The 26,708-nt window shown below is 61.1% G+C and carries 31 protein-coding genes and 2 tRNA genes; 11 read left to right on the top strand and 22 right to left on the bottom strand.

What is annotated here, in order from left to right:
- Positions 1-98 precede the first annotated feature (98 nt).
- Together spxB and ACUIAH_RS07560 are read right to left on the bottom strand one after the other, a co-directional pair.
- Positions 99-1,853, bottom strand: coding sequence for a pyruvate oxidase (spxB, locus tag ACUIAH_RS07565; protein ID WP_445340876.1), 1,755 nt, complete (start codon positions 1,851-1,853; stop codon positions 99-101).
- A gap of 288 nt (positions 1,854-2,141) precedes the next feature.
- Positions 2,142-2,217 (bottom strand) — tRNA-Arg (locus ACUIAH_RS07560).
- 364 nt (positions 2,218-2,581) lie between these two features.
- Here ACUIAH_RS07560 and ACUIAH_RS07555 point away from each other — a divergent pair.
- Positions 2,582-3,211, top strand: a complete 630-nt coding sequence (locus tag ACUIAH_RS07555; RefSeq protein ID WP_445341578.1) for a hypothetical protein — start codon at positions 2,582-2,584, stop codon at positions 3,209-3,211.
- Positions 3,212-3,229: 18 nt separating this feature from the next.
- On the opposite strand, the gene ACUIAH_RS07550 is transcribed toward ACUIAH_RS07555, so the two are convergent.
- From ACUIAH_RS07550 to ACUIAH_RS07540, 3 genes are all read right to left on the bottom strand, one after another.
- Positions 3,230-4,195, bottom strand: a complete 966-nt coding sequence (locus ACUIAH_RS07550) for a co-chaperone YbbN (protein ID WP_445340875.1) — start codon at positions 4,193-4,195, stop codon at positions 3,230-3,232.
- Positions 4,196-4,312: 117 nt separating this feature from the next.
- A complete protein-coding gene (locus tag ACUIAH_RS07545) occupies positions 4,313-5,344 on the bottom strand; it encodes a hypothetical protein (protein ID WP_156147974.1) in 1,032 nt (343 codons plus the stop codon).
- Complete coding sequence (locus tag ACUIAH_RS07540) at positions 5,344-6,420, bottom strand: hypothetical protein (RefSeq protein ID WP_445340874.1); 1,077 nt, start codon at positions 6,418-6,420, stop codon at positions 5,344-5,346. Before ACUIAH_RS07540 ends, ACUIAH_RS07545 begins: the two co-directional genes overlap by 1 nt.
- Positions 6,421-6,502: 82 nt before the next feature.
- On the opposite strand from ACUIAH_RS07540, the gene ACUIAH_RS07535 reads away from it, so the two are divergent.
- Entirely contained in the window at positions 6,503-7,438 is a 936-nt protein-coding gene (locus ACUIAH_RS07535; RefSeq protein ID WP_445340873.1) for an FKBP-type peptidyl-prolyl cis-trans isomerase, read from the top strand.
- An 88-nt stretch (positions 7,439-7,526) separates the two neighbouring features.
- Here the strand turns inward: ACUIAH_RS07535 and ACUIAH_RS07530 are convergent, their stop codons facing one another.
- The 15 genes from ACUIAH_RS07530 to ACUIAH_RS07460 form a co-directional block, all read right to left on the bottom strand.
- Entirely contained in the window at positions 7,527-8,438 is a 912-nt protein-coding gene (locus tag ACUIAH_RS07530) for a cysteine ABC transporter substrate-binding protein (protein ID WP_313838406.1), read from the bottom strand.
- An 86-nt stretch (positions 8,439-8,524) separates the two neighbouring features.
- A complete protein-coding gene (locus ACUIAH_RS07525) occupies positions 8,525-9,397 on the bottom strand; it encodes an amino acid ABC transporter ATP-binding protein (protein ID WP_045924876.1) in 873 nt (290 codons plus the stop codon).
- Complete coding sequence (locus ACUIAH_RS07520; RefSeq protein ID WP_306221354.1) at positions 9,390-10,064, bottom strand: amino acid ABC transporter permease; 675 nt, start codon at positions 10,062-10,064, stop codon at positions 9,390-9,392. Before ACUIAH_RS07520 ends, ACUIAH_RS07525 begins: the two co-directional genes overlap by 8 nt.
- Positions 10,051-10,704, bottom strand: a complete 654-nt coding sequence (locus ACUIAH_RS07515) for an amino acid ABC transporter permease (protein WP_445340872.1) — start codon at positions 10,702-10,704, stop codon at positions 10,051-10,053. The genes ACUIAH_RS07520 and ACUIAH_RS07515 overlap by 14 nt, the downstream gene beginning before the upstream one ends.
- Positions 10,705-11,099: 395 nt before the next feature.
- Entirely contained in the window at positions 11,100-11,342 is a 243-nt protein-coding gene (gene nrdH / locus ACUIAH_RS07510; protein WP_024626874.1) for a glutaredoxin-like protein NrdH, read from the bottom strand.
- A 225-nt stretch (positions 11,343-11,567) separates the two neighbouring features.
- Positions 11,568-12,371 carry an endonuclease NucS gene (gene nucS, locus ACUIAH_RS07505; RefSeq protein WP_445340871.1) on the bottom strand — a complete coding sequence of 268 codons (804 nt, stop codon included), beginning with the start codon at positions 12,369-12,371 and terminating at the stop codon, positions 11,568-11,570.
- A gap of 87 nt (positions 12,372-12,458) precedes the next feature.
- Positions 12,459-12,755 carry a F0F1 ATP synthase subunit epsilon gene (locus tag ACUIAH_RS07500; RefSeq protein ID WP_306221357.1) on the bottom strand — a complete coding sequence of 99 codons (297 nt, stop codon included), beginning with the start codon at positions 12,753-12,755 and terminating at the stop codon, positions 12,459-12,461.
- Positions 12,756-12,757: 2 nt separating this feature from the next.
- Positions 12,758-14,242 (bottom strand): F0F1 ATP synthase subunit beta, encoded by a 1,485-nt coding sequence (gene atpD / locus ACUIAH_RS07495; RefSeq protein ID WP_445340870.1) that lies wholly within the window; start codon positions 14,240-14,242, stop codon positions 12,758-12,760.
- A gap of 8 nt (positions 14,243-14,250) precedes the next feature.
- Positions 14,251-15,201, bottom strand: a complete 951-nt coding sequence (locus tag ACUIAH_RS07490; RefSeq protein WP_045924882.1) for a F0F1 ATP synthase subunit gamma — start codon at positions 15,199-15,201, stop codon at positions 14,251-14,253.
- Positions 15,202-15,204: 3 nt separating this feature from the next.
- Positions 15,205-16,863, bottom strand: a complete 1,659-nt coding sequence (atpA, locus tag ACUIAH_RS07485; protein WP_445340869.1) for a F0F1 ATP synthase subunit alpha — start codon at positions 16,861-16,863, stop codon at positions 15,205-15,207.
- A gap of 46 nt (positions 16,864-16,909) precedes the next feature.
- Positions 16,910-17,737: a F0F1 ATP synthase subunit delta gene (locus tag ACUIAH_RS07480; RefSeq protein WP_445340868.1), complete on the bottom strand. Its 828-nt coding sequence runs from the start codon at positions 17,735-17,737 to the stop codon at positions 16,910-16,912.
- A gap of 51 nt (positions 17,738-17,788) precedes the next feature.
- A complete protein-coding gene (locus ACUIAH_RS07475) occupies positions 17,789-18,331 on the bottom strand; it encodes a F0F1 ATP synthase subunit B (RefSeq protein ID WP_306221360.1) in 543 nt (180 codons plus the stop codon).
- Positions 18,332-18,381: 50 nt separating this feature from the next.
- A complete protein-coding gene (atpE, locus tag ACUIAH_RS07470) occupies positions 18,382-18,609 on the bottom strand; it encodes an ATP synthase F0 subunit C (protein WP_015022486.1) in 228 nt (75 codons plus the stop codon).
- Between the two features lie 131 nt (positions 18,610-18,740).
- Positions 18,741-19,556 carry a F0F1 ATP synthase subunit A gene (atpB, locus tag ACUIAH_RS07465; RefSeq protein ID WP_045924886.1) on the bottom strand — a complete coding sequence of 272 codons (816 nt, stop codon included), beginning with the start codon at positions 19,554-19,556 and terminating at the stop codon, positions 18,741-18,743.
- Between the two features lie 191 nt (positions 19,557-19,747).
- The gene (locus tag ACUIAH_RS07460; RefSeq protein WP_445340867.1) at positions 19,748-20,794 is read right to left on the bottom strand and encodes a homoserine O-succinyltransferase; all 1,047 of its coding nucleotides are present in this window, start codon (positions 20,792-20,794) and stop codon (positions 19,748-19,750) included.
- A 95-nt stretch (positions 20,795-20,889) separates the two neighbouring features.
- Here ACUIAH_RS07460 and ACUIAH_RS07455 point away from each other — a divergent pair.
- Positions 20,890-20,966 (top strand) — tRNA-Met (locus tag ACUIAH_RS07455).
- Here the strand turns inward: ACUIAH_RS07455 and ACUIAH_RS07450 are convergent.
- Entirely contained in the window at positions 20,923-21,216 is a 294-nt protein-coding gene (locus ACUIAH_RS07450) for a helix-turn-helix domain-containing protein (RefSeq protein WP_445341577.1), read from the bottom strand. The genes ACUIAH_RS07455 and ACUIAH_RS07450 overlap by 44 nt on opposite strands.
- A gap of 89 nt (positions 21,217-21,305) precedes the next feature.
- Here ACUIAH_RS07450 and ACUIAH_RS07445 point away from each other — a divergent pair, with 89 nt between their 5' ends.
- Complete coding sequence (locus ACUIAH_RS07445; protein ID WP_445340866.1) at positions 21,306-21,545, top strand: helix-turn-helix transcriptional regulator; 240 nt, start codon at positions 21,306-21,308, stop codon at positions 21,543-21,545.
- A gap of 168 nt (positions 21,546-21,713) precedes the next feature.
- Here the strand turns inward: ACUIAH_RS07445 and ACUIAH_RS07440 are convergent, their stop codons facing one another.
- A complete protein-coding gene (locus ACUIAH_RS07440; protein WP_445340865.1) occupies positions 21,714-22,253 on the bottom strand; it encodes a hypothetical protein in 540 nt (179 codons plus the stop codon).
- Positions 22,254-22,359: 106 nt separating this feature from the next.
- Here ACUIAH_RS07440 and ACUIAH_RS07435 point away from each other — a divergent pair, with 106 nt between their 5' ends.
- The 7 genes from ACUIAH_RS07435 to ACUIAH_RS07405 all read left to right on the top strand — a co-directional run bounded on the left by ACUIAH_RS07435 (position 22,360) and on the right by ACUIAH_RS07405 (position 26,644).
- Positions 22,360-22,563: a hypothetical protein gene (locus ACUIAH_RS07435; protein ID WP_445340864.1), complete on the top strand. Its 204-nt coding sequence runs from the start codon at positions 22,360-22,362 to the stop codon at positions 22,561-22,563.
- A 611-nt stretch (positions 22,564-23,174) separates the two neighbouring features.
- Complete coding sequence (locus tag ACUIAH_RS07430; protein ID WP_445340863.1) at positions 23,175-23,459, top strand: hypothetical protein; 285 nt, start codon at positions 23,175-23,177, stop codon at positions 23,457-23,459.
- Entirely contained in the window at positions 23,459-23,800 is a 342-nt protein-coding gene (locus ACUIAH_RS07425; RefSeq protein ID WP_445340862.1) for a hypothetical protein, read from the top strand. Before ACUIAH_RS07430 ends, ACUIAH_RS07425 begins: the two co-directional genes overlap by 1 nt.
- A gap of 10 nt (positions 23,801-23,810) precedes the next feature.
- Positions 23,811-23,987 (top strand): helix-turn-helix transcriptional regulator, encoded by a 177-nt coding sequence (locus ACUIAH_RS07420; protein ID WP_445340861.1) that lies wholly within the window; start codon positions 23,811-23,813, stop codon positions 23,985-23,987.
- The gene (locus ACUIAH_RS07415) at positions 23,968-24,720 is read left to right on the top strand and encodes an HNH endonuclease (RefSeq protein ID WP_445340860.1); all 753 of its coding nucleotides are present in this window, start codon (positions 23,968-23,970) and stop codon (positions 24,718-24,720) included. The genes ACUIAH_RS07420 and ACUIAH_RS07415 overlap by 20 nt, the downstream gene beginning before the upstream one ends.
- Positions 24,721-24,881: 161 nt before the next feature.
- Entirely contained in the window at positions 24,882-25,184 is a 303-nt protein-coding gene (locus ACUIAH_RS07410) for a hypothetical protein (protein ID WP_445340859.1), read from the top strand.
- The gene (locus ACUIAH_RS07405) at positions 25,181-26,644 is read left to right on the top strand and encodes a hypothetical protein (RefSeq protein ID WP_445340858.1); all 1,464 of its coding nucleotides are present in this window, start codon (positions 25,181-25,183) and stop codon (positions 26,642-26,644) included. The genes ACUIAH_RS07410 and ACUIAH_RS07405 overlap by 4 nt, the downstream gene beginning before the upstream one ends.
- Positions 26,645-26,708 lie beyond the last annotated feature (64 nt).

Raw genomic sequence — 26,708 nt, 5'->3', positions numbered from 1 at the left:
GTCCTTTCCTTCAGGTCCGCCGCACCCATGCAGGGCCGAAGCCCCGGGCAGACACCGTCCACTATAGGAGTGCCCGCCCGGCGCAAGCGGCATCAGTCTCAGCCCTTGCGAGCCTCCTGGCCCATCCAGTAGGCCAGGGAGCGCAGACCGCCGGCCTCGTAGGTCTTGACGAATTTCTCGACCTGGTCCGGATCCGAGCAGGTCTCCGGGAACCGCATATAGCGGGTATCCAGAGGGCTGGCTCCTGTCAGCTTGACATCGATGACCGAAGACCTGTCGGCCTTGCGAGCCTCGGAGAAGGCGTGGCGGGCATCGGCCACCGTACGCACGGTGAAGCCCAGGGCGCCCATGCCCTCGCCGACCTTGGCCCAGTCGGTGTCGGGCAGATCCACTCCGCTCAGAGGCTGATGGCTGTCGTCGCGCTGCTCGGCCTCGATGTAGCCCAGGGAACGGTTCGAGAAGACCACGTTGATGACCGGTGCATGGTACTTGAGCTGGGCCAGCACCTCCTCGCCGAGCATGGCGAACCCGCCGTCGCCGCTCAGGGAGTAGACGGTCGATTCCGGATGCTCCAGCTTGGCAGCCAAGGCGGCCGGCACGGCGTAGCCCATGGTGGCATGCTTGCCGGAGACGGTCCAGCGGTTGGTGGGCTTCAGATGCAGCAGACGCAGGAAGTCAATATCCACATTGCCCACGTCGGGGATGACGATGTCATTGTCCTCAAGCTGCTGATCGATGACGTGGTAGACGGGCTCAGGCCGCAGGGGCGTGCGAGTGTCTTCGTTGAAGGAGGCCACCCACTGGTCCCAGTTCTCCTTGCTGCGCAGGCAGGCCCTGTAGAAGACGGACTCCTCCTGATCCTGGCCGGCGGCGGTTATGGCCTTGAGGGCCTCGCGGGCATCGGCCTGGATGGCCAGGACCACATTGGCCTGGAAGCGCTTGCCCAGCTTGACCGGGTTCAGATCGATCTGGATGACCTTGGTGTTGGGGGTGACGAACATGGATCCGAAGGGGTTGTCCGAACCCACCCAGACCGTCAGATCGGAAGTGTAGATGGCCTCCGTGGCGGTCTTGGTGGCCACGCGGCCGGCCGACTGCAGGTAGGCAGGATAGGTGTCCTCCACAATCCCCTTGGCCGGGAAGGTGGAGACCATGGGCATCTTGAAACGCTCGGACATGGCGACCAGCTCATCGCGAGCGCCGGCAGCGCCCTGGCCGAAGTAGAGCAGCGGGGCCTTGGCGGACTGGATGATCTCCACCGCCTTGCTGACCTGGTCGGCCGCGGGCTTCAGAGGCTCCGGCTTGCGGAAGTTGGGCGCAGAAGCCACCGGGCGGTCGTCGATCTCGGCCCAGGCCAGGTCCTTGGGGATGATGACCACGGAGACCCCGTGGCTGGCATAGGCGCGGCGGATGGCCTCGTCCACCAGGGCCGGCAGCCCCTGGGCGTTGGTGGCGGCCCGGGCGAATACGGCCACATCGGTAAAGATAGGCACCTCGTCCATGGCCTGGAAGAAGTCCATGTTCATAAAGGCCTGGGGCACCTCGCCCACCAGGGCCAGCACCGGCACGCCGTCCTCACGGGCATCATAGAGGCCATTGAGCAGGTGGACCGCACCAGGGCCAGACGAACCGAAGCAGACGCCGATCCGGCCAGTCAGCTTGGCCTCGCCGGCGGCAGCCAGAGCTCCGGCCTCCTCATGACGGACCTGGATAAAGTCGATGCGCTCGCGCTCGTTGTGGATGGCGTTCATCATGGAGTCGAAGGAACCGCCGGGCAGGCCATAGATGCGCGGCACCCCCCACTGCTCCAGGACGTGAAGGACAGCATCCCCTGCATTGATTCGATTGGCCATGTGAACTCCTTTGCTTCACCGGGGAAAGGAGGCTCCGCCACAACGCGGAAGCGTCGATCCTCCCCGACGTTCGGTCTTACTCTTTCACTATGGCACCTGAAAATGAGGACACGAGCGGGCCAAGGGCCATGTTCCTCAAAAGCTTAGTGATTCACCACACATATCGTGACGCATCGCGTGCGCTTATTTCATCCAGCAAGCGCCATGATCATAATCCCGGGCGTAATGACAGACGGGAGTCGTATAAAGAAAACCCCCGCGCTCTTCCTGGCTGCAGGGATTTCATCTTGGTGGGCTCGAAGGGATTCGAACCCTCGACCTTCTGTTCCGGAGACAGACGCTCTATCCGCTGAGCTACGAACCCGACAGCCACTTTCCAGTGGACAACAGAGACCATACTAGGACACTTTGCGCATTTTCGCACCCATGCGCGTCCTGACGTGTCGGTCCGGGTCCAGCCACTCTCGGCGTGTTGCCGCAAGATTTCAGGCGTTTCGTAGTTATTGTGATGGCAAGGCTTCGTGCCACCGCCCCGGTTGCGCCATTGCATCCTCATGCGGTGGCGCGAAGCCGCCAACATTCCCGGATGATCTTCTCTCGGGATAATCTACACTCTAGTTCCTTCACCCGGCCATCACAAGCGACCTTCACATACCTGGACTCCGAAGCGGGCTGTGGACAGGAAATGGTGGCCGCAACCGGCCTACCGTACCATGGGATGCATGGCCATGAATGAGGACGAGGACGATTTCGAGTTCGAGCGCAGATTCTTCTGCCGGGACCTCCCCCGGGAGCTGCTCGGGGAGAGTCGACCGACCCTGATTGTGCAGAGCTACTACGTGCATGAGGACAACTTCGCCCTGCGGGTTCGCCTTCAGGGGCAGGTGGACCCGATGGTGCCCATGACGGCACGGACCGATGCCCTCCACACCCTGCTTGAGGAAGGCGACCACTTCGAGGCTGCCTCAATGACGGCCAAGGGCCCCTCCGTCGGCGGCACCCGCTACGAGGCCGAACGGGCCATCGACCCGGGCATCGCCCTGGAGCTGATCATGCGCGGCGGCATTCCCATCGTCAAGAACCGGTATGGAGTCTGGCTGGACGAGGACTGGTGGAACCTGGATGTCTTCGGGGACGGCAACGCCCCCCTGGTGGTGGCCGAGGTGGAGCGGACCGGGCCGGTGACCGACCTGACCATCCCTGATTTTTGCGCCACGGAGATCACCGACGACCCGCGGTTCTCCAACGATGGGCTGGCCGGTCATCCCTTCGGCGACTGGGCTGCCGACTTTGACCGGGAGCTGAAAGCCAGCGGACCGCGCTTCCTCACCAACTTCGACGAGAACCGAGATTCCTGACCCAAAGTCGGCAACTGATCAGTACATCAGTGTGGACAGACGGCGACGGGCCTTGGCCAGCCGAGGATCGGTCGGCTCAGGAATGACGAAGTACTCCAGCAGACGGCGGCGGATGGGATCGGTCTGATCCCGGTGCCCGGCCAGAAAGTCCAGCAGACGATCGAAGGCATCCTGGATCTGGCCGCCGATCATGTCCACATCGGCCACATCCAACTGGGCCTGCAGGTCGTCAGGGGCATCGGCAGCCGCCTGACGGACCATGCGGACATCGGCCTTGGCCGAACGTGCCATCAGCAGGCACTTGGCCTGTTCACGCTTGGCCAGATCATCGGTCGCGTCAGCCTGGACCAGCTTGCCATAGGCTTCGGCCGCAGCTGCATAGTCGCCCTCCTGGGCCAGCCGGTGGGCCTCCTGATGGGCAGGGGGGATGGCATCAGCCGCTGCCTGGCCGGCCTGCTCCTCTTGCCCCTGGTCGTTGGTCTCCTGGTAGGGGGCGCTGCCGGTGATGCCGGCCTTCTGCGCCATCTGAATCACCTGTGGGATGAGCTGATCGGTGATCTGGTTCATTTCCTCATCGGTGGGCAGCCCCTGCAGGATGGGCATGGGTCGGCCCGCCAGCAGGGCAAAGAGGGCCGGTGCGCCCTGCACCTGGAAGGTCTGGGCGATCTGCGGATTGGACGCGATGTCGATGCGGGAGAGCTGAATGCGCCCCTCCTGGGCATTGACGGTCTGGGCCAGACGGGTCGCCAGAGGGAAGAGGCGGTCGTCGGTGGGCACCCAGAGCAGGATCAAAATGGGGAAGGTGGCTGAGGTCTGAACCATGGCCTGGAAACTGGCCTCCGTGGTATCGATCACGTAGCCGCCGGCAGCTGGTGCACCACCTTTCTGGCCTGGCTCGGCATCGACCTGATGCTTGAGCGCACCCAGGTCGACCGCCCCTGCCAGCGAGACGCCCGGCTGCCCCTGCCCGTTCTTGTTCGCCATGTCAGTCCTCCTAAACCTCGCGACCGCCGACTGCAGCTTCGGCCCGCCCTCGATTGCATACTCCTGGAAGCCAATCTAGTCCAAGGGCCTGGCGTTCACCCAGCGCAATCCCGCCCTTCAGACCGCTTCCACCTTGATGGGTTCACGCTCGGCACCCACGGCCCTGATGGGCTCATGCGAGTCCGCCGAAGGTATGTACAGGGCGATCACGTTGACATAGGTGACCTTCATGGTGCTGGTGGGCTTGCCCTGTCCGAAGAGGGCCTTCTCGGCATCCGAGGCCGGCGAGGACTCGCGGCCCTCACCCGCCTGCCTGGTCCAGACCGAATCAATCCGGGCCACGACCAGATCGCCTCCATCGGAGGAGTGCATGACCCGCAGCTGCCCCTGCGCCGGGGTGAAGGTCTGCGACTGGCTGCCCTTGTTGGCTTCGATCCCCTGCTGGACCACCTGGGTCAGCGTGCCCAGGGAGGTGCGGAAGTCATCCTGGGCGAACTCCTTGGCAAACTTGCTGTCCTGGGGATTCTGCAGGAGGTCGGCATAGCGGCGCACGGCCTCCACCGGCGTAGCCTTGAGACCCTGATCGTCGCCCTCCCCCATTCTGGCGCCGATGGTGGCCACCGGGAACTTGGGCAGCTGGGCCCCCTGGAAGAGCCGGGCCACCCCCCAGAGTTTGTAGTTCTCATGGGCGGACTCCTGTTCCAGAACCAAGAGGCGTTTGGACTGCTGATCCTGCGTGGTTGTGGTAATCGAAAAGACCGAGCGCGGCCAGCCCGGATCGCCGGGGATGACCGTCTGGGCGATGGTGGCAGGAATGGTTGTCTTAGGATCCAGCTGCCCGGTGGCCTGGGCAATGGTCAGCTCGCTGGTGCGGATCTCCAGCTGGGGGCCGCTGACCCGCTGGCCCAGCCCGGCCGGATCCTTGGCCTCGTTGGCCTGATCCAGAACCGCCCCGATGCTCTTGCGTATGCGAGCCTCCTGGGCAGGGGTCAGATTGGGCGCAGGAGCGGTGGTTGCGGTGCTCTGAGGCTCGGTCCGGCGAGCTTGGGGGACCTGCCCCTCGCAGGCAGACAGTCCCGGCAGGAGGGCCAGGGATAAGGCCAGAGCCGCTGCAGCCGCCACCTTGTTCATCGGCTTGTTCTTACTCATCAGCGCTCCTCCTCCCCTTCGTGGGCAAGCCTGGCCAGGTAGGAGGCCATCTCCTGACTGCTGATGACCCTGGTGGACGACACATCGTCGGCTCCCCGATCGCCGCTGACGGTGCGGCCGTCACTGTCTTCCTGTTGGTCGGCGACCAGATTCCGGTTGCGCGGATCAATCACCACGGGCGGCCTGGGCGGGGGCCCTGGATCCCCCTGTCGCGCCTGGCCGCGGGCATGACGCCGACGCCGGCCCGAGGTCGAGCTGCGCCGTTGCCCCAGGCCAGGCAGAATGGCGCTTCCCAGAGCCTGGGCCACGCTGACCTCGGGGGTTTCCTCAGACTCCTGCTCGGGCTCGGTCTGCTTGCGGCGCTTGGCCGGATCCATGGCGAAGACCGTAGCCGAAAGAACGGCCAGCAGGGCCAGCAGCCCGCCGGCAAAGTAGAAGGGCATGGCAAAGTTAGGCAGCTTGTCCCGCTGCCAGAGCATCTCCAGCCCCAGGGAAGGAGAGCCCTGGGGGACCGCCACCAGCAGGACGGCCTGCGGGTCGTCGGTCTTCAGGGACATCGACACGCTGCTGTCAGAACAGGTGACCTGTTTCCACATATCCGAGTCCTGAAAGGCTACGCCCTGATCACGTTTGACGGCCTTGCCTGGGCTGGTGTCCCTGCCGACGGACAGGGTCTGCCAATCATCCAGGCCACGCACCCGGGCCACATCATGCCCGGCCGTCCAGCCAGCCGCATCTTTGGCCGTGGTCAGAGCCATGCAGATGGTCGGCTTCTGCGACTTGTGCCCTGTGGACCCGGAGGCCCCGGCAGAGGCCGCATCCACACGCATGGTCACTCTGCTGTCCACCAGGGGAAGCACACCTGGATCGGTCACTACATAAGATGCCTTCGTGCGCGCATGTGCATCCACGTGAGCCGAAGGCCTCCAGACCGTGGCGTTCATGATGCCCAGCACAATGGCCGCCACAGCCAGCAATCCGAAGATGGGGGTGACGATGCCGCGCATGATCATGCTGTGACGCGAGGGCTTGTCAGGCCGCGTCATCTCATCGGTTTCTTCGGGTACTTGCTCCATATTATCGACATTCTACCGTCGGCTCCCTATGATCTGGTTTCCGGCACCGGGAAATCACCCATAAGCCCTAAACTGGTCTTCTATGACCATCATCGCAAAGAAATCAGGCAGCAAGCGTTTGCTGGGCGCCGTGACCGCTCTGGCCCTATGTCTTGGACTGTCAGCCTGCGGCGGGAAATCCGACGGGGGCGGCCATGCGGGAGACACCATGCAGGGCGTATCAGCCAGCGGCAAACTTGGCAGCAAGCCCGACATCAGTTTCAAGACCCCCTTCAAGGTCGAGAACCAGACCCATCAGGTCATCCAGGAGGGCAACGGCGAGGTCATCCGCGACGGGGATCGCGTATGCACAAGGAGCCTGGCCCTGGATGCCAAGACCGGCAAGGTGATCAACTCCACCTGGGACAAGAGCAGCCCGGAGTGCTCCATCGTCATCAGCAAGAAATCCATTCCGGCATACTATGACACCTTCAAGGGCCTCAAGGTCAACTCCACCGTGGCCGTGGGCATCGATGAGTCAGGCTCCGGCAGCAGCAAGGCGACCGAGTCCTATATTATGGCCCTGACCTTCGTCTCCCGGTCCAAAAACCTGACCCGCGCCCAGGGTCAGAAGGTGACCGACCTGCCCAGCGACCTGCCGAAAATCAGTCTGGACGACAAGGGCAAGCCCTCCCTGGACCTCAACGGCTACCAGCCCAAGGGAGGACTGGTCGTCCAGCCCCTGATCAAGGGCAAGGGGGCCAAGGTCGGCCAGCATCAGAGCGTCAGCGCCAACTACACCGGATGGCTGGCCTCCGACGGCAAGCAGTTCGACTCCTCCTGGGACCGGGGTCAGGCCAGCGACTTCAGCCTGGACCAGGTGGTCAAGGGATGGCAGCAGGGTCTGGCCGGCCAGACGGTGGGCTCCCAGGTTCTTCTGGTAGTTCCGCCTGACCTGGGCTATGGCAACCAGCAACAGCAGAAGATCCCAGCCAATTCGACCCTGATTTTCGTGGTCGACATCCTGGCCGCCTACTGACCCGTCAATCCACCAACAAACAGGGGCCCGTACCCATCCAGTCGCATTCGGATGGGTACGGGCCCCTGTCACAAGCCAGACAGCCAGTTCAGGCCTTGCCGCCCTCGACTACGATCTCGTCGGGGTTGGCCGCACTGCCATAGACCGGTTCCAGGGTCTTGCGGTAGTCCTCATGGAAGAACCGCTCCTGGCCCAGCTTGTCCAGCTCCTTGTTGATGTAGTCCAGCAGGGGCTTGTTCCCCTTGCGCACGGCCGGGGCGATGACCGCCTCGTCCCCCAGTTTGGTGATGCCCACCGAGAAGCCCTTGTTGGCCTTGGCCCAGGCCAGCACCTCGGTGTTGTCGGTGCTCATGGCGTCTCCGCGGTGGTCCAGCAGGGCGTTGTAGGCATCCGCGTACTGGTCGTACTTCTGCAACTTGACCTTAGGGTAGTGCTGCTCGAAGTAAGGCTCGGCCGTTGTCCCCTTGGCGATGATCAGAGTCTTGCCCTCCAGATCCTTCACATCTTTGATCAGCGCCGAATCCGGGGAGACCACGCCCAGGAAGACCTTCATGTAGGGCTTGGCGAAGTCCACCTTGCGGGCGCGATCATCGGTAACGGTGAAGTTGGCCAGAACCACGTCCACCTTGTTGCTGGACAGCACGTCCACACGGGCGGCCGGGTCAACCGAGGTGTATTCGGGCTTGACGCCCAGATCCTTGGCTAGACGCTCGGCAAAAACGATGTCGTAGCCCTGGTTCTTGCCATCCTTGTCCACGTAGCCGAAGGGGGCCTTGTCGGTGAAGACGGCCACCCTGAGCTTGCCGGACTTGGTGATCTGCTCTGGCGTGCGTGCAGACCCGGATGCTGCCGAGGAGCCGGAACCGCCCCCCGAGCCGTTTCCGGCATCACTGGGGGTGGCCGCCGAAGGGCCGCAGGCTGCCATGGAAGCCATCATTGCGATCGTCGCCCCCGTGGCCAGCGCCGCCCGTATCAATCGGTTCATTACCCTTGCGGTCATGATCCCTCTTTTCCTCTTATCTTTCCTATGGCCGCCCCAGTGGGCGGTTCCGGCGAATGCCGCCGGACGAATATGCAGAGTCCCCGTCAGGACTCCTGATCCTGGTCCTGATCCCGCCTGCGCTCATAGGTGAAGGTGGACAGGAAGCGTTGCGCCCGGTCAGTGGCCGGGTGGGTGAAGAAGGCCTCCGGGTCGTCTGACTGCTCGACCAGGACGCCTCCATCCAAGAGGACGATGTGGTCGGCGATGCCCCTGGCGAAGGCCATCTCGTGGGTGACGATCATCATGGTCAGCCCCTGGTCGGCCAGTTCCAGAATGACCTGGAGGACCTCGCGAACCATCTCCGGATCCAGAGCCGCGGTCACCTCGTCGAAGAGCATGATCTCGGGATGGAGGATGAGGGCCCGGCAAATGGCCACCCTCTGCCGCTGGCCGCCCGAGAGCTGGCTGGGCCAGGCATCACGTCGGTCGGCCAGACCCACCCGGTCCAGCAGCTCCAGAGCCTCCTGCCGTGCCTGGTCCCGCTTGCGCTTCTGGACCAGGACGGGCGCCAGGGTCACATTGTCCAGAACCGTCCTGTTGGGGAAGAGGTCGTAGCTCTGGAAGACCATGCCGATCCTGGTGCGCAGGTCCGAGCTGCGGCTGCCTGACATCAGGCCGCCGGGACCTCCGCCGTGCTTGCCCAGAGGACGACCGGTCTCCACCGCCTGACCATCCAGAAGAATCCGGCCACCCTGTATGGGCTCCAGCCCGGCTATGGTCCGCAGCAGGGTGGACTTGCCTGAGCCCGAGGGGCCCAGGACCACAAAGACCTTGCCCTTGGGCACCTGGAAGGAGATGTCATTGAGCACAGGACTCTGCGCCTGCGGATACTGCTTGACCAGGTGCTCGACGGTCAGCACCGCCCCTTCCTCCTGCTCATCCTGTGGCTGGTTCGCCGTCGTTTGCCCCTCAGTCATGGGCCCACCTCTTTTCCAGATGCCGGGCCACCAGGGACAGGGGCCAGCAGATGAAGAAATACATGAAGAAGATCACCCCGTAGATCCACAGAGTCGCCTGGGGATAGGCGAAACGGTTGGCGTCGATGATCTGCTGGCCGACCTTGATGACCTCGATGACGCCCAGCAGGGCGGCCAGGGAGGTGGTCTTGACGATCCTGGTGGCCAGGTTGACGCTGGCCGGCAACAGTCGGCGCAGGGCCTGCGGAAGGATGATCCTGGAGAAGGTCTGCCAGGAGCTCAGCCCCAGCACGTAGGCCGACTCCACCTGGGTTCGAGGAATGGACTCCAGGGCCCCGCGGACCAGGTCGCCCAGCTCGGCCCCGCCCCAGAGCACAAAGACCAGCAGGCAGGCGCCGGTGGCATCCAGATTCAGGTTCCATGCCCTGGACAGCCCGTAGAAGGCGATGAAGAGCAGTGCCAGCTGGGGCATGATGCGGATGAAGTCCAGATAGATCCTCATCAGGAAGCGGATCAAGCGGTTGCGCCGGGTCATCAGCCATCCGACCAACAACCCCAAGGGCAGGGAGAGCAGGACCGAGACGCCGGCTATCCAGACGGTCACCCAGAGCCCCTGGAAGAGCCTGGGCATGACCCCTGGCTGGAAGAGCACCTCAACGCCGTGCATAGTCGAACCTCCGCTCAAGAACGGTTCCGATGACGGAGATGGGCAGCAGAATGACCAGATAGGTGACGATGAGCAGAGTCAACGACTCGTAGGTGTCGTAGGAGGTGCCCATCAGATCCTTGGTGACGTACATGACATCGGCCAGAGCGATGGCCGAGACCACCGAGGACTCCTTGATCAGGAAGATGATGTTGGCTACCACGCCCGGTATGGCGCTACTCAGGGCTTGGGGCAGCACGATCCTCGACAGAGTCTGCCCACGCGTGAATCCCAGGACGCGGGCTGATTCGATCTGCACCTGAGGCACGGCCTCGAACCCACCGCGCATGGCCTCGGCCATGTAGGAGCCGCCCAGGAAGGCCAGCCCGACGATGGCGCAGGTCTGGGCGCTCCAGTTGACCCCAAGCTTGGGCAACCCGAAATAGAGGAAGTAGAGCTGAACCAGGAGCGGGGTGTTTCTTGACAGCTCGATATATACCCTTGCCAACTGCGAGAGCAGGGGGATCCTGAAGACCTCCAACCCGGCGCAGACCAGCCCGATCAGCATGGAGAACACCACGCCAAAGAAGGAGATGAAGACCGTTACATAGGCCGCATTGACGAAGAAGTGCAAATTCTGCGCCATGAAAGACCAATTCATGCCCTCGCCTCCCCACTTGCTCTCGTCCTGTTCATCGTCTCCTCTTCACTGCTTCTCGCCCGCTTCACGCCGACTGCGGCATTCAGTCGACAATCCTAGATAACGCAAGCCGCTTTTCTTTGCTTTTCGATATACGAATACCGGATACCGCGTTATCATCCGCTCTCACAGCGACCCGGACGGCGATTCACCATGAGGCTGGAGCCATACAGCAACTGGACAGTACGGCCGGGGTGGCCCTAGCCGGCAAAGACTGGCCGACACCTGCAGATCTTGCCTACCTGGCATCTACCAGCCAAGTAGGCGCACACTGTGTTTTCGATCAACCCTACTGCCCACCAAGCTAACAAAAAGCCCGGTCCACATATTCGTGAACCGGGCTCCGAGTGCTTTGATCAGGCGAAGACCTTGGCGCTCTGTGCTGCCTTCCTGATCAGATCGGGGCGATACCCGCTCCACGTCTCCTGGTCAGTGACTACGATGGGGGTCTGCTTGAATCCCTGGGCGATGAACTGGTCGATCAAGGTCTGATCCTCGGTCAAATCCACCTGCTCGAATTCCAGCCCCTGCTTGGTCAACTGACGCTTGGTGGCATCACACTGGGGACAGTGCGCCTTGGTGTAGACCGTGATGGACATGATCGCCTCTCCCTTACATGTTGCCGTGATGCTCCAAGCTCTATAGCTCTCTGCTTGGAACCTAATGATTGCACTCTACACACTCCAAGGCTCAAGCACAATACCACCTGTAGTGGCGTGTCAGGCCAAAAACCCCAATATCTAGTAGCTTTTCAGGTCTTGCAAGCTCTGAGGGAAATATATGTGAGCTGCCTGACATACCGAATGCACAGGACTGAAAATGCCTTAGAAGAGGGTCAGTTCGTCACTGTCGGCGCCCTTCATGGCCTCGTAGTCCAGAATCAGGCACTCGAATCCCCTGTCCTCGGCAAGGACCCTGGCCTGGGGGGTGATGGTCTGGGCCGCAAAGATCCCGCGGACAGGGGCCAGCAGGGGGTCGCGGTTGAGCAGGCGGCAGTAGCGGGTCAGCTGTTCCACCCCATCAATGCCGCCATGCCGCTTGATCTCGATGGCCACATGCCGCCCCTGGCCGTCGACGGCCATGATGTCCACTGGGCCGATGGGCGTGGGATACTCCCGGCGCACCAAGGTGGCCCCCGGGCCGATGCGGTCGATCTGTTCGGCCAGATAACGCTGCAGGTGTGCTTCCACACCGTCCTTGACCAATCCCGGATCGGTCCCTAAGTCGTAGCTGTCGTCGGCATAGACCTGGTAGAGCCTGATGGTGAGCACATCGCTGGATTTGACGGCCGAAACACGCAGAACCTTGCGTACAGGCCGACACTGGTCCTGATCCTGCTCCTGAGCGATCAGCGCATCGGGCGCAGCAGCTTCGGCTACCTCATCCGGCCCAGTCCCGGCCACGGAATCAGCCTTGGCGCCTGCGCCGTCTTTGCTCGTTTCCTCGGGTTCGATCTCCCTGATGGTGCAGGGAGCGCACATCCAATTCAGGGGCTTGTAGGAGCCCAGCTCCGAAAAGATCAGGCAGCTCATGTCGGCCTTGATCAGCAGGACGCGCCTGGCCGGCGGCAGGCTGGCGTTGAGACGCCCGGAGTATTCGGCGGAGCAGTCGGCAACAATGATTCGCACAGATGCCAATATATCAGCCGCCGTTCCGGGCGAAAAAGAAAAACCCGGCCGATGCAAGAGCACCGGCCGGGCGGAAGAGGAAGAAAGTCAGGACTGCTTTCCCTGATCAGCGTCTTCCAGGTAGTGGTCCACAGCCACAGTCAGCTTGTTGCTGTCGAAGGAGGCGAATCCGCTGTCCACATGGAAGGACTGACGACCGCCATCGGTGGCCTGAACCCGGATGTTGCCCTCCTGCAGCAGGGCCAGCACCGGCTCGTGGTCAGGCATGATGCCCATGGACCCCTGGGTGCCGGGCACGGTGACCGACCGCGCCTGACCCGACCAGATGGGCCTGTCCGCCGAGACGATGTTGACCTGCATGGAGGCCTTGCCTGTGTCCGCCATGACTACCGGTATTCCTTCTGCATATCGTGCCACTTGTGCTCAAGGTCGTCGATGCCGCCGATGCCGGAGAAAGCCTGCTCGGGCACGTCGTCATAGGCGCCGTCGCAGATGCGGGTGAAGGCCTCGATGGTCTCGTCCGCAGGCACATAGGAACCCTTGCGACCGGTGAACTTCTCGGCCACGTAGAAGTTCTGGCCCAGGAACTGCTCGATCCTGCGGGCACGGTTGACGGTGGTCTTGTCCTCCTCGCCCAGTTCGTCGATACCGATCAGGGCAATGATGTCCTGGAGCTCCTTGTTCCTCTGCAGGATGGCCTTGACCCGGTTGGCACAGTCGTAGTGGGCCTGCCCCACGTAGCGCGGATCCAGAATCCTGGAGGTGGATGCCAGCGGGTCCACAGCCGGATAGATGCCCTGGGAGGCGATGTCACGGCTGAGCTCGGTAGTGGCGTCCAAGTGGGCGAAAGTGGTAGCAGGTGCCGGGTCGGTGTAATCATCGGCCGGCACGTAGATGGCCTGCAGGGAGGTGATGGAGTGGCCCCTGGTGGAGGTGATCCTCTCCTGCAGGGCGCCCATCTCGTCGGCCAGGTTGGGCTGATAGCCCACGGCCGAGGGCATGCGGCCCAGCAGGGTGGAGACCTCGGAACCGGCCTGGGTGAACCGGAAGATGTTGTCGATGAAGAGCAACACATCCTGGTTCTCCACGTCGCGGAAGTACTCCGACATGGTCAGGGCGGTCAGGGGCACGCGCAGACGGGTCCCCGGGGGCTCGTCCATCTGGCCGAAGACCAGTGCGGTCTTCTCCAGCACCCCGGCCTCGTCCATCTCGCCAATCAGATCGTTGCCCTCACGGGTACGCTCGCCTACGCCCGCGAAGACGGAGACGCCGCCGTGGTTCTGAGCCACGCGCTGGATCATCTCCTGGATGAGCACGGTCTTGCCCACGCCTGCGCCGCCGAACAGGCCGATCTTGCCGCCTTCCACGTAGGGGGTCAGCAGATCGATGACCTTGATGCCGGTTTCGAACATCTGGGTCTTGGACTCCAGCTGATCGAAAGCAGGCGGGTTGCGATGGATGGGCCACCGCTCGGTGACCTTGATCTGCTCACCCTCCTTCTTGTTGAGGATGTTGCCGGCCACGTCGAAGACATGTCCCTTGGTCACGTCGCCCACGGGCACCATGATGGGCCCGCCCGTATCGGTGACGGTAGCACCGCGGACCAGGCCGTCGGTGGGCTTCAGGGCCACGGTGCGGACTGTGGAATCGCCCAGGTGCTGCTCCACCTCCAGCATGATGGTGGTCAGCGACTCGCCCTCGGTGTTCGAGGACTGGCTCAGGTCCACGGTCAGGGCATTGTAGATGTCCGGCAGGTGACCTGCCGGGAACTCCACATCGATGACCGAACCCTGGACTCGGGTGACGCGCCCCTTGGAGGCCGAATCCGGCTTGCGGCTCGCTGTGGTCGGCTGTTCTTGCTGTGCAACCATTGGCGTTCCTACTCTTCCTCTTTGTTGAGCGCATCGGCGCTGCCGACGATCTCGGTAAGTTCCTGCGTGATGGCCGCCTGACGGCTGGCGTTGAGCCTGCGGGTCAGGTCGTCGATCAGTCCCTTGGCGTTGTCAGTGGCGGTATGCATGGCGTTCTGCCTGCTGGCGGTCTCCGATGCGGCCGAGGTGAGCAGGCATTCATGGATGCGCGACTGAATGTACTTGGGCAGAACGGCGTCCAGGACCTCCTGGGAGCTGGGCTCAAAGTCGTAGAGGGCCGCATAGCGGTCGCCCTGGCGGCCATGCTCGTCGTCCGGCACGGGGGCATCAACGGCCTCCTCAGGCTGCTCCTGGTCAGGCCTGATCAGCTCCAGGGGCAGCATGCGCAGCACCCGAACCTTCTGCACCACCATATTGATGAATTCAGTGAAGACGATGTAGAGCTCGGAGACGCCCCCCTTGGCCGCTGGAGTCATATACGTATCCAGCAATGCCTGGGATATCTCCCTGGCCACATCCACGCCGGGCCGATCGCTGTGGCCCTCCCAGGTCTTGACGATGCTGCGGTTGCGGTAGCGGTAGTAAGAGACGCCGCGGCGACCGTAGACGAAGAGCTGGGGCTGTCGGCCCTGCTGGTCCAGTCGGGCCAGCAGAGACTCCGTCTCGCGGATGACCGAGGAGGTGTAGGCCCCGGCCATGCCGCGGTCGGCCGTCAGCGCCAGCACAGCCACGCGCGGGTTCTTCTCGTCCTTCCTGACAATGGGATGGCGGATGTCGTCCGTATGGGCCACCAGGGCCTGGACTGCATCGAAGATCGCATCGGAGTAAGGCTTCGCTTCCAGGGCCACGGTCCTGGCCTTGGCGATATGCGAGGAGGCTATCATCTCCTGGGCATTGAAGATCTTCTCCAATGCCGAAGTGGAGGCGATCCTTGACTTGAATGCGAGTTGTGAGGCCATGGTCTACCGCTTCCCGGCCTTGCTGCCGCTCTTGCCGTCAGCCACCAGCTTCTCCTGCTGGACGGCCACCGGCTGCTCCTGCTCCTGGTCGGCCTTGTGGCCGTCCAGGGTCTGGCCCTTGTGGGTCACGAAGGTCTTGGCGAACTCGTCCACGGCCTTGTCCAGGGCCTTTTCGGTGTCGTCAGTGAAGTCCTCCGTGTCACGGATGGTCTTGAGGATGTCGGTGTTGTGGTCCAGGTAGTCCAGGAGCCCGGACTCGAAGGGCAGCACGTCCTCCAGGTCCAAGTCATCCAGCTTGCCGTGGGTGCCCACCCAGACCGAGACAACCTGCTTCTCCATGGAATAGGGCGTGAACTGGGGCTGCTTGAGCAGCTCGGTCAGCCTGGCGCCACGCGTCAGCTGGGCCTTGGAGGCCGCATCCAGATCCGAGGCGAACATGGCGAAGGACTGCAGGGAGCGGTACTGGGCCAAGGAGATCTTCAAAGTCGAAGAGACCTTCTTCAGGGCCTTGGTCTGTGCGGCGCCGCCCACTCGGGATACGGAGATGCCCACGTCCACAGCAGGACGCTGGTTGGCGTTGAACAGATCGGACTGCAGGAAGATCTGGCCGTCGGTGATGGAGATCACGTTGGTCGGAATGTAGGCCGAAACGTCGTTGGCCTTGGTCTCGATGATGGGCAGACCGGTCATGGATCCGCCGCCCAGATCATCGGAGAGCTTCGCGCAGCGCTCCAGCAGACGCGAATGCAGGTAGAAGACGTCGCCAGGATAGGCCTCGCGCCCCGGCGGACGACGCAGCAGCAGGGAGATGGACCGGTAGGCCTCGGCCTGCTTACTCAGGTCGTCAAAGACGATCAGGACGTGCTTGCCGCCATACATCCAGTGCTGGCCGATGGCCGAACCGGTGTAGGGGGCTATGTACTTGAAGCCTGCGGAGTCGGAAGCCGGGGAGGCCACGATGGTGGTGTACTCCATGGCCCCGGCCTCTTCCAGGGAGGAACGGACCGAGGCGATGGTGGTGCCCTTCTGGCCGATGGCCACATAGATGCACCGCACCTGCTTCTTGGGGTCTCCGGACTCCCAGTTGTGCTTCTGGTTGATGATGGTGTCGATGGCGATGGCCGTCTTGCCGGTCTGCCGGTCGCCGATGATCAGCTGACGCTGACCGCGGCCGATGGGTGTCATGGCGTCGATGGCCTTGATGCCAGTGGCCAGGGGCTCGTCGACGGGATGCCGGTGCATGACGTCAGGAGCCTGAGCCTCCAGGATTCTGCGGCCCTCGCTCTTGATTTCACCCAGTCCGTCGATGGGCTCGCCCAAGGGGTTGACCGTACGCCCCAGATAGCCGTCGCCGACGGGCACCGAAAGCACCTCGCCGGTCCTGTGGACTTCCTGGCCCTCTTCGACACCTGCGAAATCGCCCAGGATGACCACGCCGATCTCGCGGGCATCCAAGTTGAAGGCCAGTCCCAGCGTGCCGTCCTCGAAGGTCAGCAGCTCGTTGGCCATGCAACCAGGCAGTCCCTCCACATGCGCAATGCCGTCACCGGCCGTACGGACGTAGCCCACCTCCTGGGTGGGGGTGTCCGTCGGCTTGTAGGACTCGACGAACTGGTCGAGTGCCTTGCGCACCACGGCGGGATCAATGGTCATTTCTGCCATGATCACTCCTTATTTCTGTTCTTGTTCAAGTCTGTCGGTACTGCGCTCATCCTGCCACGGCCATCCGCCGCTTCAGATGCTTCAGTTGCGTAGCCACCGTGCCGTCGGTGGAGACCGAGCCGTACTGGACCTTCATGCCGCCCAGGACCGTAGGATCGACCACCGAGTTGATGTGGACCGGCTTGCCCAGCTTGCGCGCGTAGACCTCCTGCAGGCGGCTGACCTGCTGGTCATTCATGGAGACTGCCGTGGTGACGGTGACCATGACCTGGTCCATATGCTCAGAAAAGCGGTCCACCAACCAAATGATGGTGTCAGGGAAGCGCCGTCCGCGCAGATCAATGGTGGCGTTCAGGGCCATCTGCTCGGTGACCGGATGCATATGCTGCCCAACCAGGAGCGCCCTGAGCAGGTCGGCTCGCGCTGTGGAATCACTGTACTCGTCCGAGAGCCGGAAGAGCACCAGCGGCATCCCGAGCATGGCCGAATGGATCTCAGCCAGCTCGCCTGCCACCTGGTTGGTGATGCCCAGAGCATCGGCGTAATAAGCGGTGGCATCCACTGACATGTCCTCGGCTGCGTTGGCAATATGCACCACACGGCTCCACTGATGATCAGTCAAATCATGGAGGATATCCACGGTCAGCGGATCGGCCTTGTCGGCCAGGATGGTGTCGATCACCTGCCACTTGTCCTCAGCTGGACGGGAGGGGTCGGTCAGCGCGCGCTCCAGGGGCCTATTGGCATCGAGCAGGGTCACGAAGGTATAGAGCTCCATGGCCACGCGGAGGGCATCCTTCCCCTTGCTCTTCAGCAGAGGGGCATACTTGGCCCTGGTCTCCTTATCGGAGCTCAGCGAAGTCTCTCCTCGCATGTCACCTCCCCTTTCGCGAGACGGGCGCGCCCGTCGTCCGCCGATCAGTCATCATGCCTGCCGCTTGTCAGAAGATTGCCCACCCTGGTCCGCGATGATCGAGTCGATCATGGAGGACTGCACGGCATCGTCCTGAAGCTGCGAGCCCAGGATCTTGCCGGCAAGAGCCGTGGCCAGCGTGCCCACCTCGCCCTTGAGCGAGACCAGCGCCTGCTGCTGCTGGGACTTGAGGGATCGCTGGGCGTTCTCGGTGATCTGATTGGCCTCGGTCTCGGCCCGGGTCCTGGCATCCGCCACGATCCTGGAGGCCTCGGCTCGGGCGTCATCGCGGATCTGCGATGCCTCAACACGGGCCTTGCCCAGTTGATCCTGATACTGTTTGCGGGCCTGATCCGCATCTTCTCTAGCCTTGGCGGCCTTCTGAATGTTGCCCTCGATCTTGGCCGAGCGCTCATCGAAGATGGCCTGGAACTTGGGCATGAAGAACTTGTAGAAGAAGACGGCCAGGATGACCAGGATGACCAGCGACCACACAATGTCATAGAGCTGGGGGATGAATAGCTGGATCCCCTTGCCTGCCGCTAGAGCGTACATTGGCTCCTCCTTTCCCTTATCGAAGCCGGATCATGCAGGAATCGCACGGCTCAGGCGATGAAGAGCGCCACGAAGCCCAGCAGGGCCAGCACCTCGATCAGAGCCAGGCCAATGAACATGGTGGTGCGCAGCTGTCCGCTGATCTCGGGCTGGCGAGCCATGCTCTCGACGGTCTTGCCGACGGCGATGCCCAGACCCAGTGCGGGGCCGAGAGCTGCAATGCCGTATCCCAGGATGCTCAGATTGCCAGAGACCTCAGCAAGTGTGATGATGTCCATTTATTTTCCTTTCCTCCACCGTTGCCGGTTCTTGGATTGTGGTTCGGCCCCGATCCCCGTCTACCGGTCGGAACCGACGAATATGTGGGCTGCGACCGCCTGAAGCGCCGACCGCGGCTTGTTCTTTTCGCTCAACCTTCTTCAGGGTAACTCATGGAGATGTAGACCGTGGTCAGGATGGCGAAGATGTAGGCCTGAAGGGCCGCCACGAAGATTTCAAAGGCCGTCAGGGCGAAGCCCAAGACGAACCAGCCCACACCAGCGAAGGCCAAAAGCTTGTTGCTGGCCTCGATGATATAGAACTGGGTGAAGGCCAGGCTGACCGCGACCAGCAGATGGCCGGCGATCATGTTGGCAAAGAGTCGAATGGTCAGGGAGGCCGGCTTGACGATGACCATCTCCAGAAGCTGGATGGGCGTCAGAATGATGTAAAGAGGCCAAGGCACTCCAGCCGGGAAGAGCTCAGACTTGAAGTAGCCCCAGACGCCCTGCTCACGGAATCCCGTCACCATGTACTGGCAGAAAGTCCAGATGGCGAAGACCAAGGGCATGGTGATGGTCGCTGTTGCCGCGATGTTCATGCCAGGCACGATGCCGCAGAGGTTGAAGACCAGGATGGTCAGGAAGATGGTCGTGATCATGGGCACGTAGCGCTTGCCCCGAATCTCGCCCAGGGTGTCGTAGACGACCGAGTCGCGGATGAACTCGATGACCCACTCGATGGCCCCCTGCCAGCGGGATGGGATCAGCTTGGCCCTTGCAGCAGTGATTCCCAGCACCAGAAGGATGATGACCATGGCCACGAACCTGATCAGGATGATCCGGTTCATGGCGAAGGGCGTTCCCTGGAAAAGAATCTCAGGAGGCAGGAAATCTTCGATGGTGGGTAGCTCGCTTGGCTTGGCCATGGCCAGACTGAAAGCTTCACTTCCCATTGCCTCTAGCATCTATCGCCTCCTGAACGACACAGTGAACACTATAGCGCGCATGCGACTCATGGCTGCACCGTATGGGTAGTGTAGCCCACACCAAGAGCCACGGTAACCATAGATTCATCCAGTGTGTCACAGATAGGGGCCGCAAGTCGAATCCGAACCGCGGCGTGGACAGGTTGATGACGAATGTAATGCAATCGTCATCAACGCTTGACAGCGCCCGGAATAAGCCCGTACCCGTCGCCGGCTAAAGGCCGATATCCGTCAGCGCGCGGGCATCCGGGAGCGTGTCTGATGGATCGGTCGGTACCCAGTCGGCCCGTTGCCCGCAGAGTCGGCACCTGGCTCAGGTCGTAGGGAGTGGTCTCATAAACCCAGTTCAGCCAGTTGCGCCAGAGCAGGTTGGCATGGGCACGCCAGGAGAAGACCGGCTCCAATGCCGGATCGTCATGAGGATAGTAGTTGACCGGGAAAGGCACCTGGTCCAGGCCCTTGGCCATGTCGCGCTGGTACTCGTGGGCCAGGGTGTCACGGTCGTACTCCCAGTGGCCCAGCACGAAGATCTCTGAGAAATCCTGGGTGCTGATAAGCCCGGGACCGGACTGTGGGCCCCAGGTCAGCACCTGCAGATCAGGGCAGGCCTGCACCTGGTCCTCATCCACCCCGGCCCAGCGGGAGTGGGGCTGCAGGGCGATCTCGTCGAAGCCATTGGTGATGAAGCAGTACTCGTCCTGCAGGTACTGGGGAAAGACCCCGAAGACCTTGCAATCCAGGTTGCGCTTGGCGATGCCGTGGCGGTAGTAGAGCCCAGCCATGGCCCCCCAGCACAGATACATAGTAGAGAAGACGTGGGTAGACGCCCAGTCCAGAATGCGGGTCAGTTCCTGCCAGTAATCGACCTGCTCGAAGTCCATCTGCTCTACCGGGGCGCCAGTCACGACCAGACCGTCATAACAGTTGTCCTCGAAGGACTCCAGATTCTCGTAGAACTTGACCAGATGATCCATGCTGGTGTGCACGGCCTGATGGGTGGAAGTCTTCATGAAGTCGATCTCCACCTGAAGCGGCGACTTGGAGATCAGCCGCAGCAGCTGGGTCTCGGTCTCCACCTTGGTGGGCATCAGGTTGAGGATGACCAGCTTGAGCGGACGCATCTCCTGGCGCTCCGCCTCGTGGCTTTCCAGGGCGAAGATGCGCTCAGAATCCAGGATGGATCTGGCCGGCAATCCGGTGGGGATGGTGATAGGCATGGCTCCATTATCTCCCAAGTAAAGCCTACCCACACTCGGACTTGACAACTGTGATGGAATCCGTAATATAGATAACTGCTGTGTTGAACAGCCGACGCGGGGTGGAGCAGTTCGGTAGCTCGCTGGGCTCATAACCCAGAGGTCTCAGGTTCAAATCCTGACCCCGCTACCAAGAGCCCATTAGGGTCGAGGAACTTGGCTGGTTGAATTCCTAGGAATTCACCGGCCTTTTCCATATCCGGAACGGACCATGTAGCGTCACCCTTTAACTTTCTATAGACTGCTCCGCGAGATAGTCCGAGTGCCGCTGACAAGTCCGCCTGATTCTTTCCCCGCAAGGCTAGGGCAACACGGATGTTTGTGTTCACAACACTGGTTAAATCAACAGTCTGGTCATTCTCAGTAATAGTTTTCGTACTCATATTCCACATAATACTCAAAATTGAACTATATTCAACAATTTCCAACTGCTTCGTAGATTCAAACATAGAATCGTGCTACTATGTAGAACATGTTTCTACTACATGATTGTAATTACAACAAAGTAGTGCTAAGTGTATCTAATTTGCTCGCCGACAGATCCATGAATCAATCAGAGCTTGCACGAGCACTTGGGGTTTCTCGTTCTTTGATATCTAAAAAGATGAACGGCGATACTGCTTTCACTCTTCGTGACATCTTGGCTCTTGCAGATCTATTTCATGTCAACGTTGATGAAGTTCTCGGCCGTGAACCAATGGAGGCACAGTAATGGATTCGATTAACCACTATCATCCAACTTTGTGTCATGTCAGTCTGCTGGAGACGGTTCCAGGCACGTATTTCCTTGAGTTCTGCAAGGACAGCGCCGTGGCGCATTCCATGGTTCCTTTAAACCGCGAAGAACTGGAGAGACTCAGAAAGGAAATCGACCGTGTGCTTAGTTAATGTCGATTGTGATGTTCTTGTTGTGGGTCCTGCTGTCATCGCCGACCCATGTCACGAAGAAATCAGCGTGGGCGTGCGCCATGCCATCACCACCCTCCGTGTGTCCGTCAAGAAACGTCTCGCCTCCCTGCTGACCTTCCTCGCGGAGTTCAGGAAGTCTGTTCGAGAAAAAGTCATACGCCAGAAGGGAATCGTTGCCGCCCGAACAGATGAAGGCCCTTACAGCCATTTCTTGCGGCCATTTCTCGCTCCACGATCCGAGTTTCGCCATGACTGTCACGTCATGGGCATCACCATCGCCTATGTTGGCCAGAACGAACCGCTTGTGCGTATCGTCCGCGAAGATTCGCCAGTCAGCCGATCGCGGTTCCGTGACTTCCTCCGTGGTCGCTTGTTCTTCCGAAGTCTTGTCCTGTGGCTCAATCTCGGAATTCGGCACCTCTCTCTTCCCGTGAATTATCGGTATGACAGCGCCGATGATAGAGGCGAAGACGGGCACGGCAACCATGCCGATGACCCATTGAACGTCCATCGTTTTCCTTTCCTTCGTTCGGACTCTTGCCTTGCAACTCCAAGTGTATGACGGGGGAAGGCACTTCAATCCAGCAATGACGTTTGTGAGGGGTGTGGGTACACGCGTGCTGAATGTCAGTGAGCTAAAGCGCGTGGCTCTATTGCTTGCTATCCAGATTACCGACATATCCCTGGAAGCCGACCATGAAGTTGTCTTATCGGGTTGCGGTTTGTCTCTTGGCGTTTCCGGTGGGTTTGATTCTTTTGTTTTTGCAGTTTTGGAAGTATTTGGTAGTGGTCCTAGTTTGTTGGGTGCTGCTCTTAGTTGATTGGGATAAGCGAAATGGCTACAAAGACACATGTGTTTATGAAGCGGGATCATCCGGATGTGTTCACTGTTGAGCTTGCTACGGGCGATGTGAAACAGGTGTTGTGTTGAGCCTGGAGCAGGTGAGGCTGTTGAAGGGCCAGATTAGTGATGCGGTGACTGAGTATGACCGGTTAGCTAAAGCTGACTGGCCGGGGTAATGGGTACCGCAGTAGTTCCTGCTCTCAAAGCTAGTGATGTATAACCGAATGCCGTTAATGGGCCGTGTGGCGGAGCCCTAGGCGCTTAGCCGGGATTAAGCACCCGGTACGCCAGGCGCGTGGCAGTCGCGCTATTTTCGAGACGAAGTTCTGCTCCAGACCGGTGGGTGACGCTGATTAAGGCGGAATCTGGCAGCTCTACCACGCATGTGGGTTGCCCATCGGGACCATTCCCGGCGTCTTCGGACGCTCTTGCAATCGACGGCCGGCTCCATACCGAAAGCCATTGCCAAGACCTACACAGTCAGACCCAGCCGAAACTATCGCTGCTGGGCCTGACTAGGTCTTGACTTCTCTAACCTCACCACCCAAAAGTCCTCACAAACACAACCTCTAGGGAAGGAGCCTAACCATGGGAATCGGAAAACTCACCTTTGAAGAAACACTCAGGCAGCAGACCAGAAGCCTGTTGCCCTATCTGGACTCACTCAAGCAGCAGGGCGTCAAGTATGTCACCAGACAGGCCATCATCCGTCGATCCGGTCTGTCCGACAACGAGGTCCAGAAGCTGATTCATGACAATCACATGCCCAGGCACACCTTGAAAGTCCGCGGCCAGAAAGCCTATGACATCGAGACCACGCTAAGAATGCTGGCCCGCTGGTGCCGCTCCTACGAGTACCTGGTGGTGGGCTGATGGGACGCAAGACGACTTTGTCCGAGGCTTTAAGCCCTTACATGGACCCGTTCTCGGCTGTGCAGGCCCTGATGGACCTGGCAAATCGTATCGACAAGGCGGCAAGTCGGTGCGGTTCCACCGAGCTGACGGCCAAGGAATGTCTGCGGCCCTTGGGCCTGGGCACAGTCCTAGATCTTCGCGGGTTGCAAGCTCAAGGACTAGTGGTCTACCAGCGCGGCGACACATGGTACATCGACAGTAGGCTGTTCCGTCGTTGGGTCGAAGGCCAAATCGCCAAGCTCAAAGACAAGCACGCCAGTCAGCCACAGCAAGCGTTCGGCCAGCAGCAACTCTTCTAAAGGGGATTGGATGAGATACCTAACTACCAGCGAGGTGGCCAAGATTCTAAACGTGTCGGAGCGGCAGCTGCGCAGGATGAGACAAACCGAGGGGGCCGGTCCGGCATTCGTGACCTTCGGTGTAAAGACGATCCGATACTCGCCAGCAGCAGTGTCGAGGTGGCTCAATGAGCATTCGAGCGACTAAGGGCAGGCAGCGTGTACCTCCGGCCATGGCCGCCTTAGTGGCCCGCCGGTGGGGCAATGAGTGCTGGCTCCGCTTCCCGGGATGCACCGGGAAGGGGACGACCACCGACCATATCACCCCATTCGTGGCCGGTGGCCTGACCGTGCCAAGCAATCTGCGCAGGGCCTGTAAGCACTGCAACTCGCTTCGTGGCGACCGCGTGCTAAGTGGGTGGGGGGCTACAATCCACGCAGTCATCGGGCCACCGCACGGCGGCAAGAGCTCCTGGGTCCGGGCCCACGCCTTGGATGGTGACATTGTGCTGGACATGGATGTGCTGGCCATGGGGCTGTTGGCCGGCGTCCGGCCTAGCGCCGAGCATGTGGAGAGCGGTTATGTCAGGAAGCTAGCAAGCGCCGCCTGGTATGGAGCGTACCGCCACGCAGTGAGGATAGGCCAGCCCGTGGGGGTATGGCTGGTCAAGACAATGCCGACCACACCCCACTCACCACGATTGCTCGATGAGTGGGTCTCCTTGGGCTATGACATCCATGTGTGTGACCCCGGCAAGGCCATGGTGATGGAGCGGCAAAGAGCGGCGCCACGGCCCCATGCCGAGGCCGGCATCAAGCAGTGGTACCGGACGGGCCTTACCCAGGAGTCCATCGATGCCAAGATAATGAGAAGACACGAGCATCTCCTGGATCTCGGCTTGATCGCTGGCGGCCGGCGACAAGGCCGCCCGGACTGGTAGACCGTTTTTGGGATGGGCGTGGACAGAACACCCCGCGCCCACCGTTTTCTATTCCCCACAAACAAAATAAAAACCTGAAAACAGGGACGGAACCCCCTGTTTTCAGGCAGAAAACAGCTTCAATCAGGAAATATACATCACAAACGGATTGGGGCCAAATAATGCCTATGCTTGACGGGCTCGAGGATGCTGGAAGGATAGTGGGCCGACAGGAACATGCCACACAGAAACTCATAAAGGGCTTCATGGAAGGCAGAGAACCGAACGCAATAGCTGCCTTCATCTGCGAGTCGATGATCAGCCTCGCCCAGAACATAGATGCTCAGAACGCCAAGGGACGTGAGATATCCAGAAACATGACCAGCCTGCTTGGCTACGTCCAACAGCTGCAATCCATCTATGAGGATTCCCCAGATGACGGTGACGACGAGCTGGCCGAACTCGTGAAGGACTCCAAGGCATGACCAGATCCACACCGGCGATCAAACCAAGATTTGCCACACCACGCGACCCGACACGAGAGACCGACGGGCCAATCGTCGCCCGCTATGCGAAACTGCTCGGCATGCCTTTCATCCCCTGGCAGCGCCAGGTCATCGATGTGATCTCGGAGATAGACCCCGCAACCGGCAGCTACTACTACGACACCCTTGTACTGACAGTGCAGCGCCAGGCCGGCAAGACCAGCATCACCAAAAGCTACCAACTACGGAACTCACAATGGGGGCCCAGACGGCGCATCTGGTACATGGCACAGACCGGGCAGGATGCCGGCGACCAGTTCCGAGAACTAGCCGATGAGCTCAAAAAGTCACGTCTGAGGAAACTGGCATTCGACCCCAGGATGAGCAACGGCAACATGATGCTTAAATTCCACAACGGATCCACCATCCGCCCCAGGGCCTCGACCAACACGGCTGGCCACGGCGTGCAAGGCGACCTCATCAACATCGACGAGTGCTGGAGCCTGAGCGAGTTGGATGCGAAGACCCTCAAGGATGGGTTTCTGCCCACTACCGCCACCAGATTCAAACGCACCCATATTCGGCCGCAGATATGGTATACCTCCACCGAAGGCAACCAGCACAGCGAGTTCCTCAACAATCTGCTCGATGACTTGCGCGGCCATGACGGCATCCCCCCGCATATCGACCGACGCACCGCCTTCTTCGACTTTGGGATTCCCGCCGGCAGTGACCCGGAGGACCTGGACAACATCTGGGAACATCATCCGGGAGCTGGCTGGCTGTTCGACTATGACCAGCTCAAGGACTTCCGCAGCCAGTACGGCGACGACGTGGCTGGGTGGGCCAGGGCCTTTGGCAATGTGCGCGACACCGGCGTGCCAGACAGAGCCATCAGTCCAGACCTGTGGGAGGCCACCAGGGTGGCGCCGGTGCACCCGAGGCCATTCCCCAACGGCATCTGCTTCGGCGTGGCCGTGGACATGGGCGCGTCAAGGACGGCCATCGTAGCAGCCTTTGAGGCCGGCCCAGCCACGATCGTCCAGGTCGTGGATGTGCTGCCGGGGACCGGGGCAGCACCGAGAAAGCTCAAGGAGCTCCAGGAAAAATACCATGCCCCCATCATCATCGACCACCGGGGGCCGAGCTCGGCCCTTCACGACGTGCTCGAGCACCAGACCGGCAAGTGGCACCGGCCTCTCCTCGAGCTCCTGGACACCAAGGCCGGCGACTTCGTGACCGCTCCCCAGGCCTTCGTCAGCGCTTTGGAGCAGCGAACAGTCAGCCATGCCTCAGACCCCGACCTCGACCGCGAAGTCCAGACGGCCACGAAACGACTGTCCGGGGATGCCTGGCTATGGAGCCGCAAGGACGGCGGCACCCCTGCAATGGAGGCTGCCACTTTGGCCCTCTGGGGACTCCGCCACCTGCCGAGGAGACTGCCACCACAAGTGTTCTGATGGCCGCTCCTGTCCCCCACTGTCCGCTCCTATCCGATAATTTTTGCCGCTTCAACCCAGCGGC

Source organism: Bifidobacterium sp. ESL0820 (genome assembly GCF_052606235.1).
The sequence above is the reverse complement of the archived record's forward strand: the minus strand, read 5'-3'. Positions and strand labels throughout refer to the sequence as shown.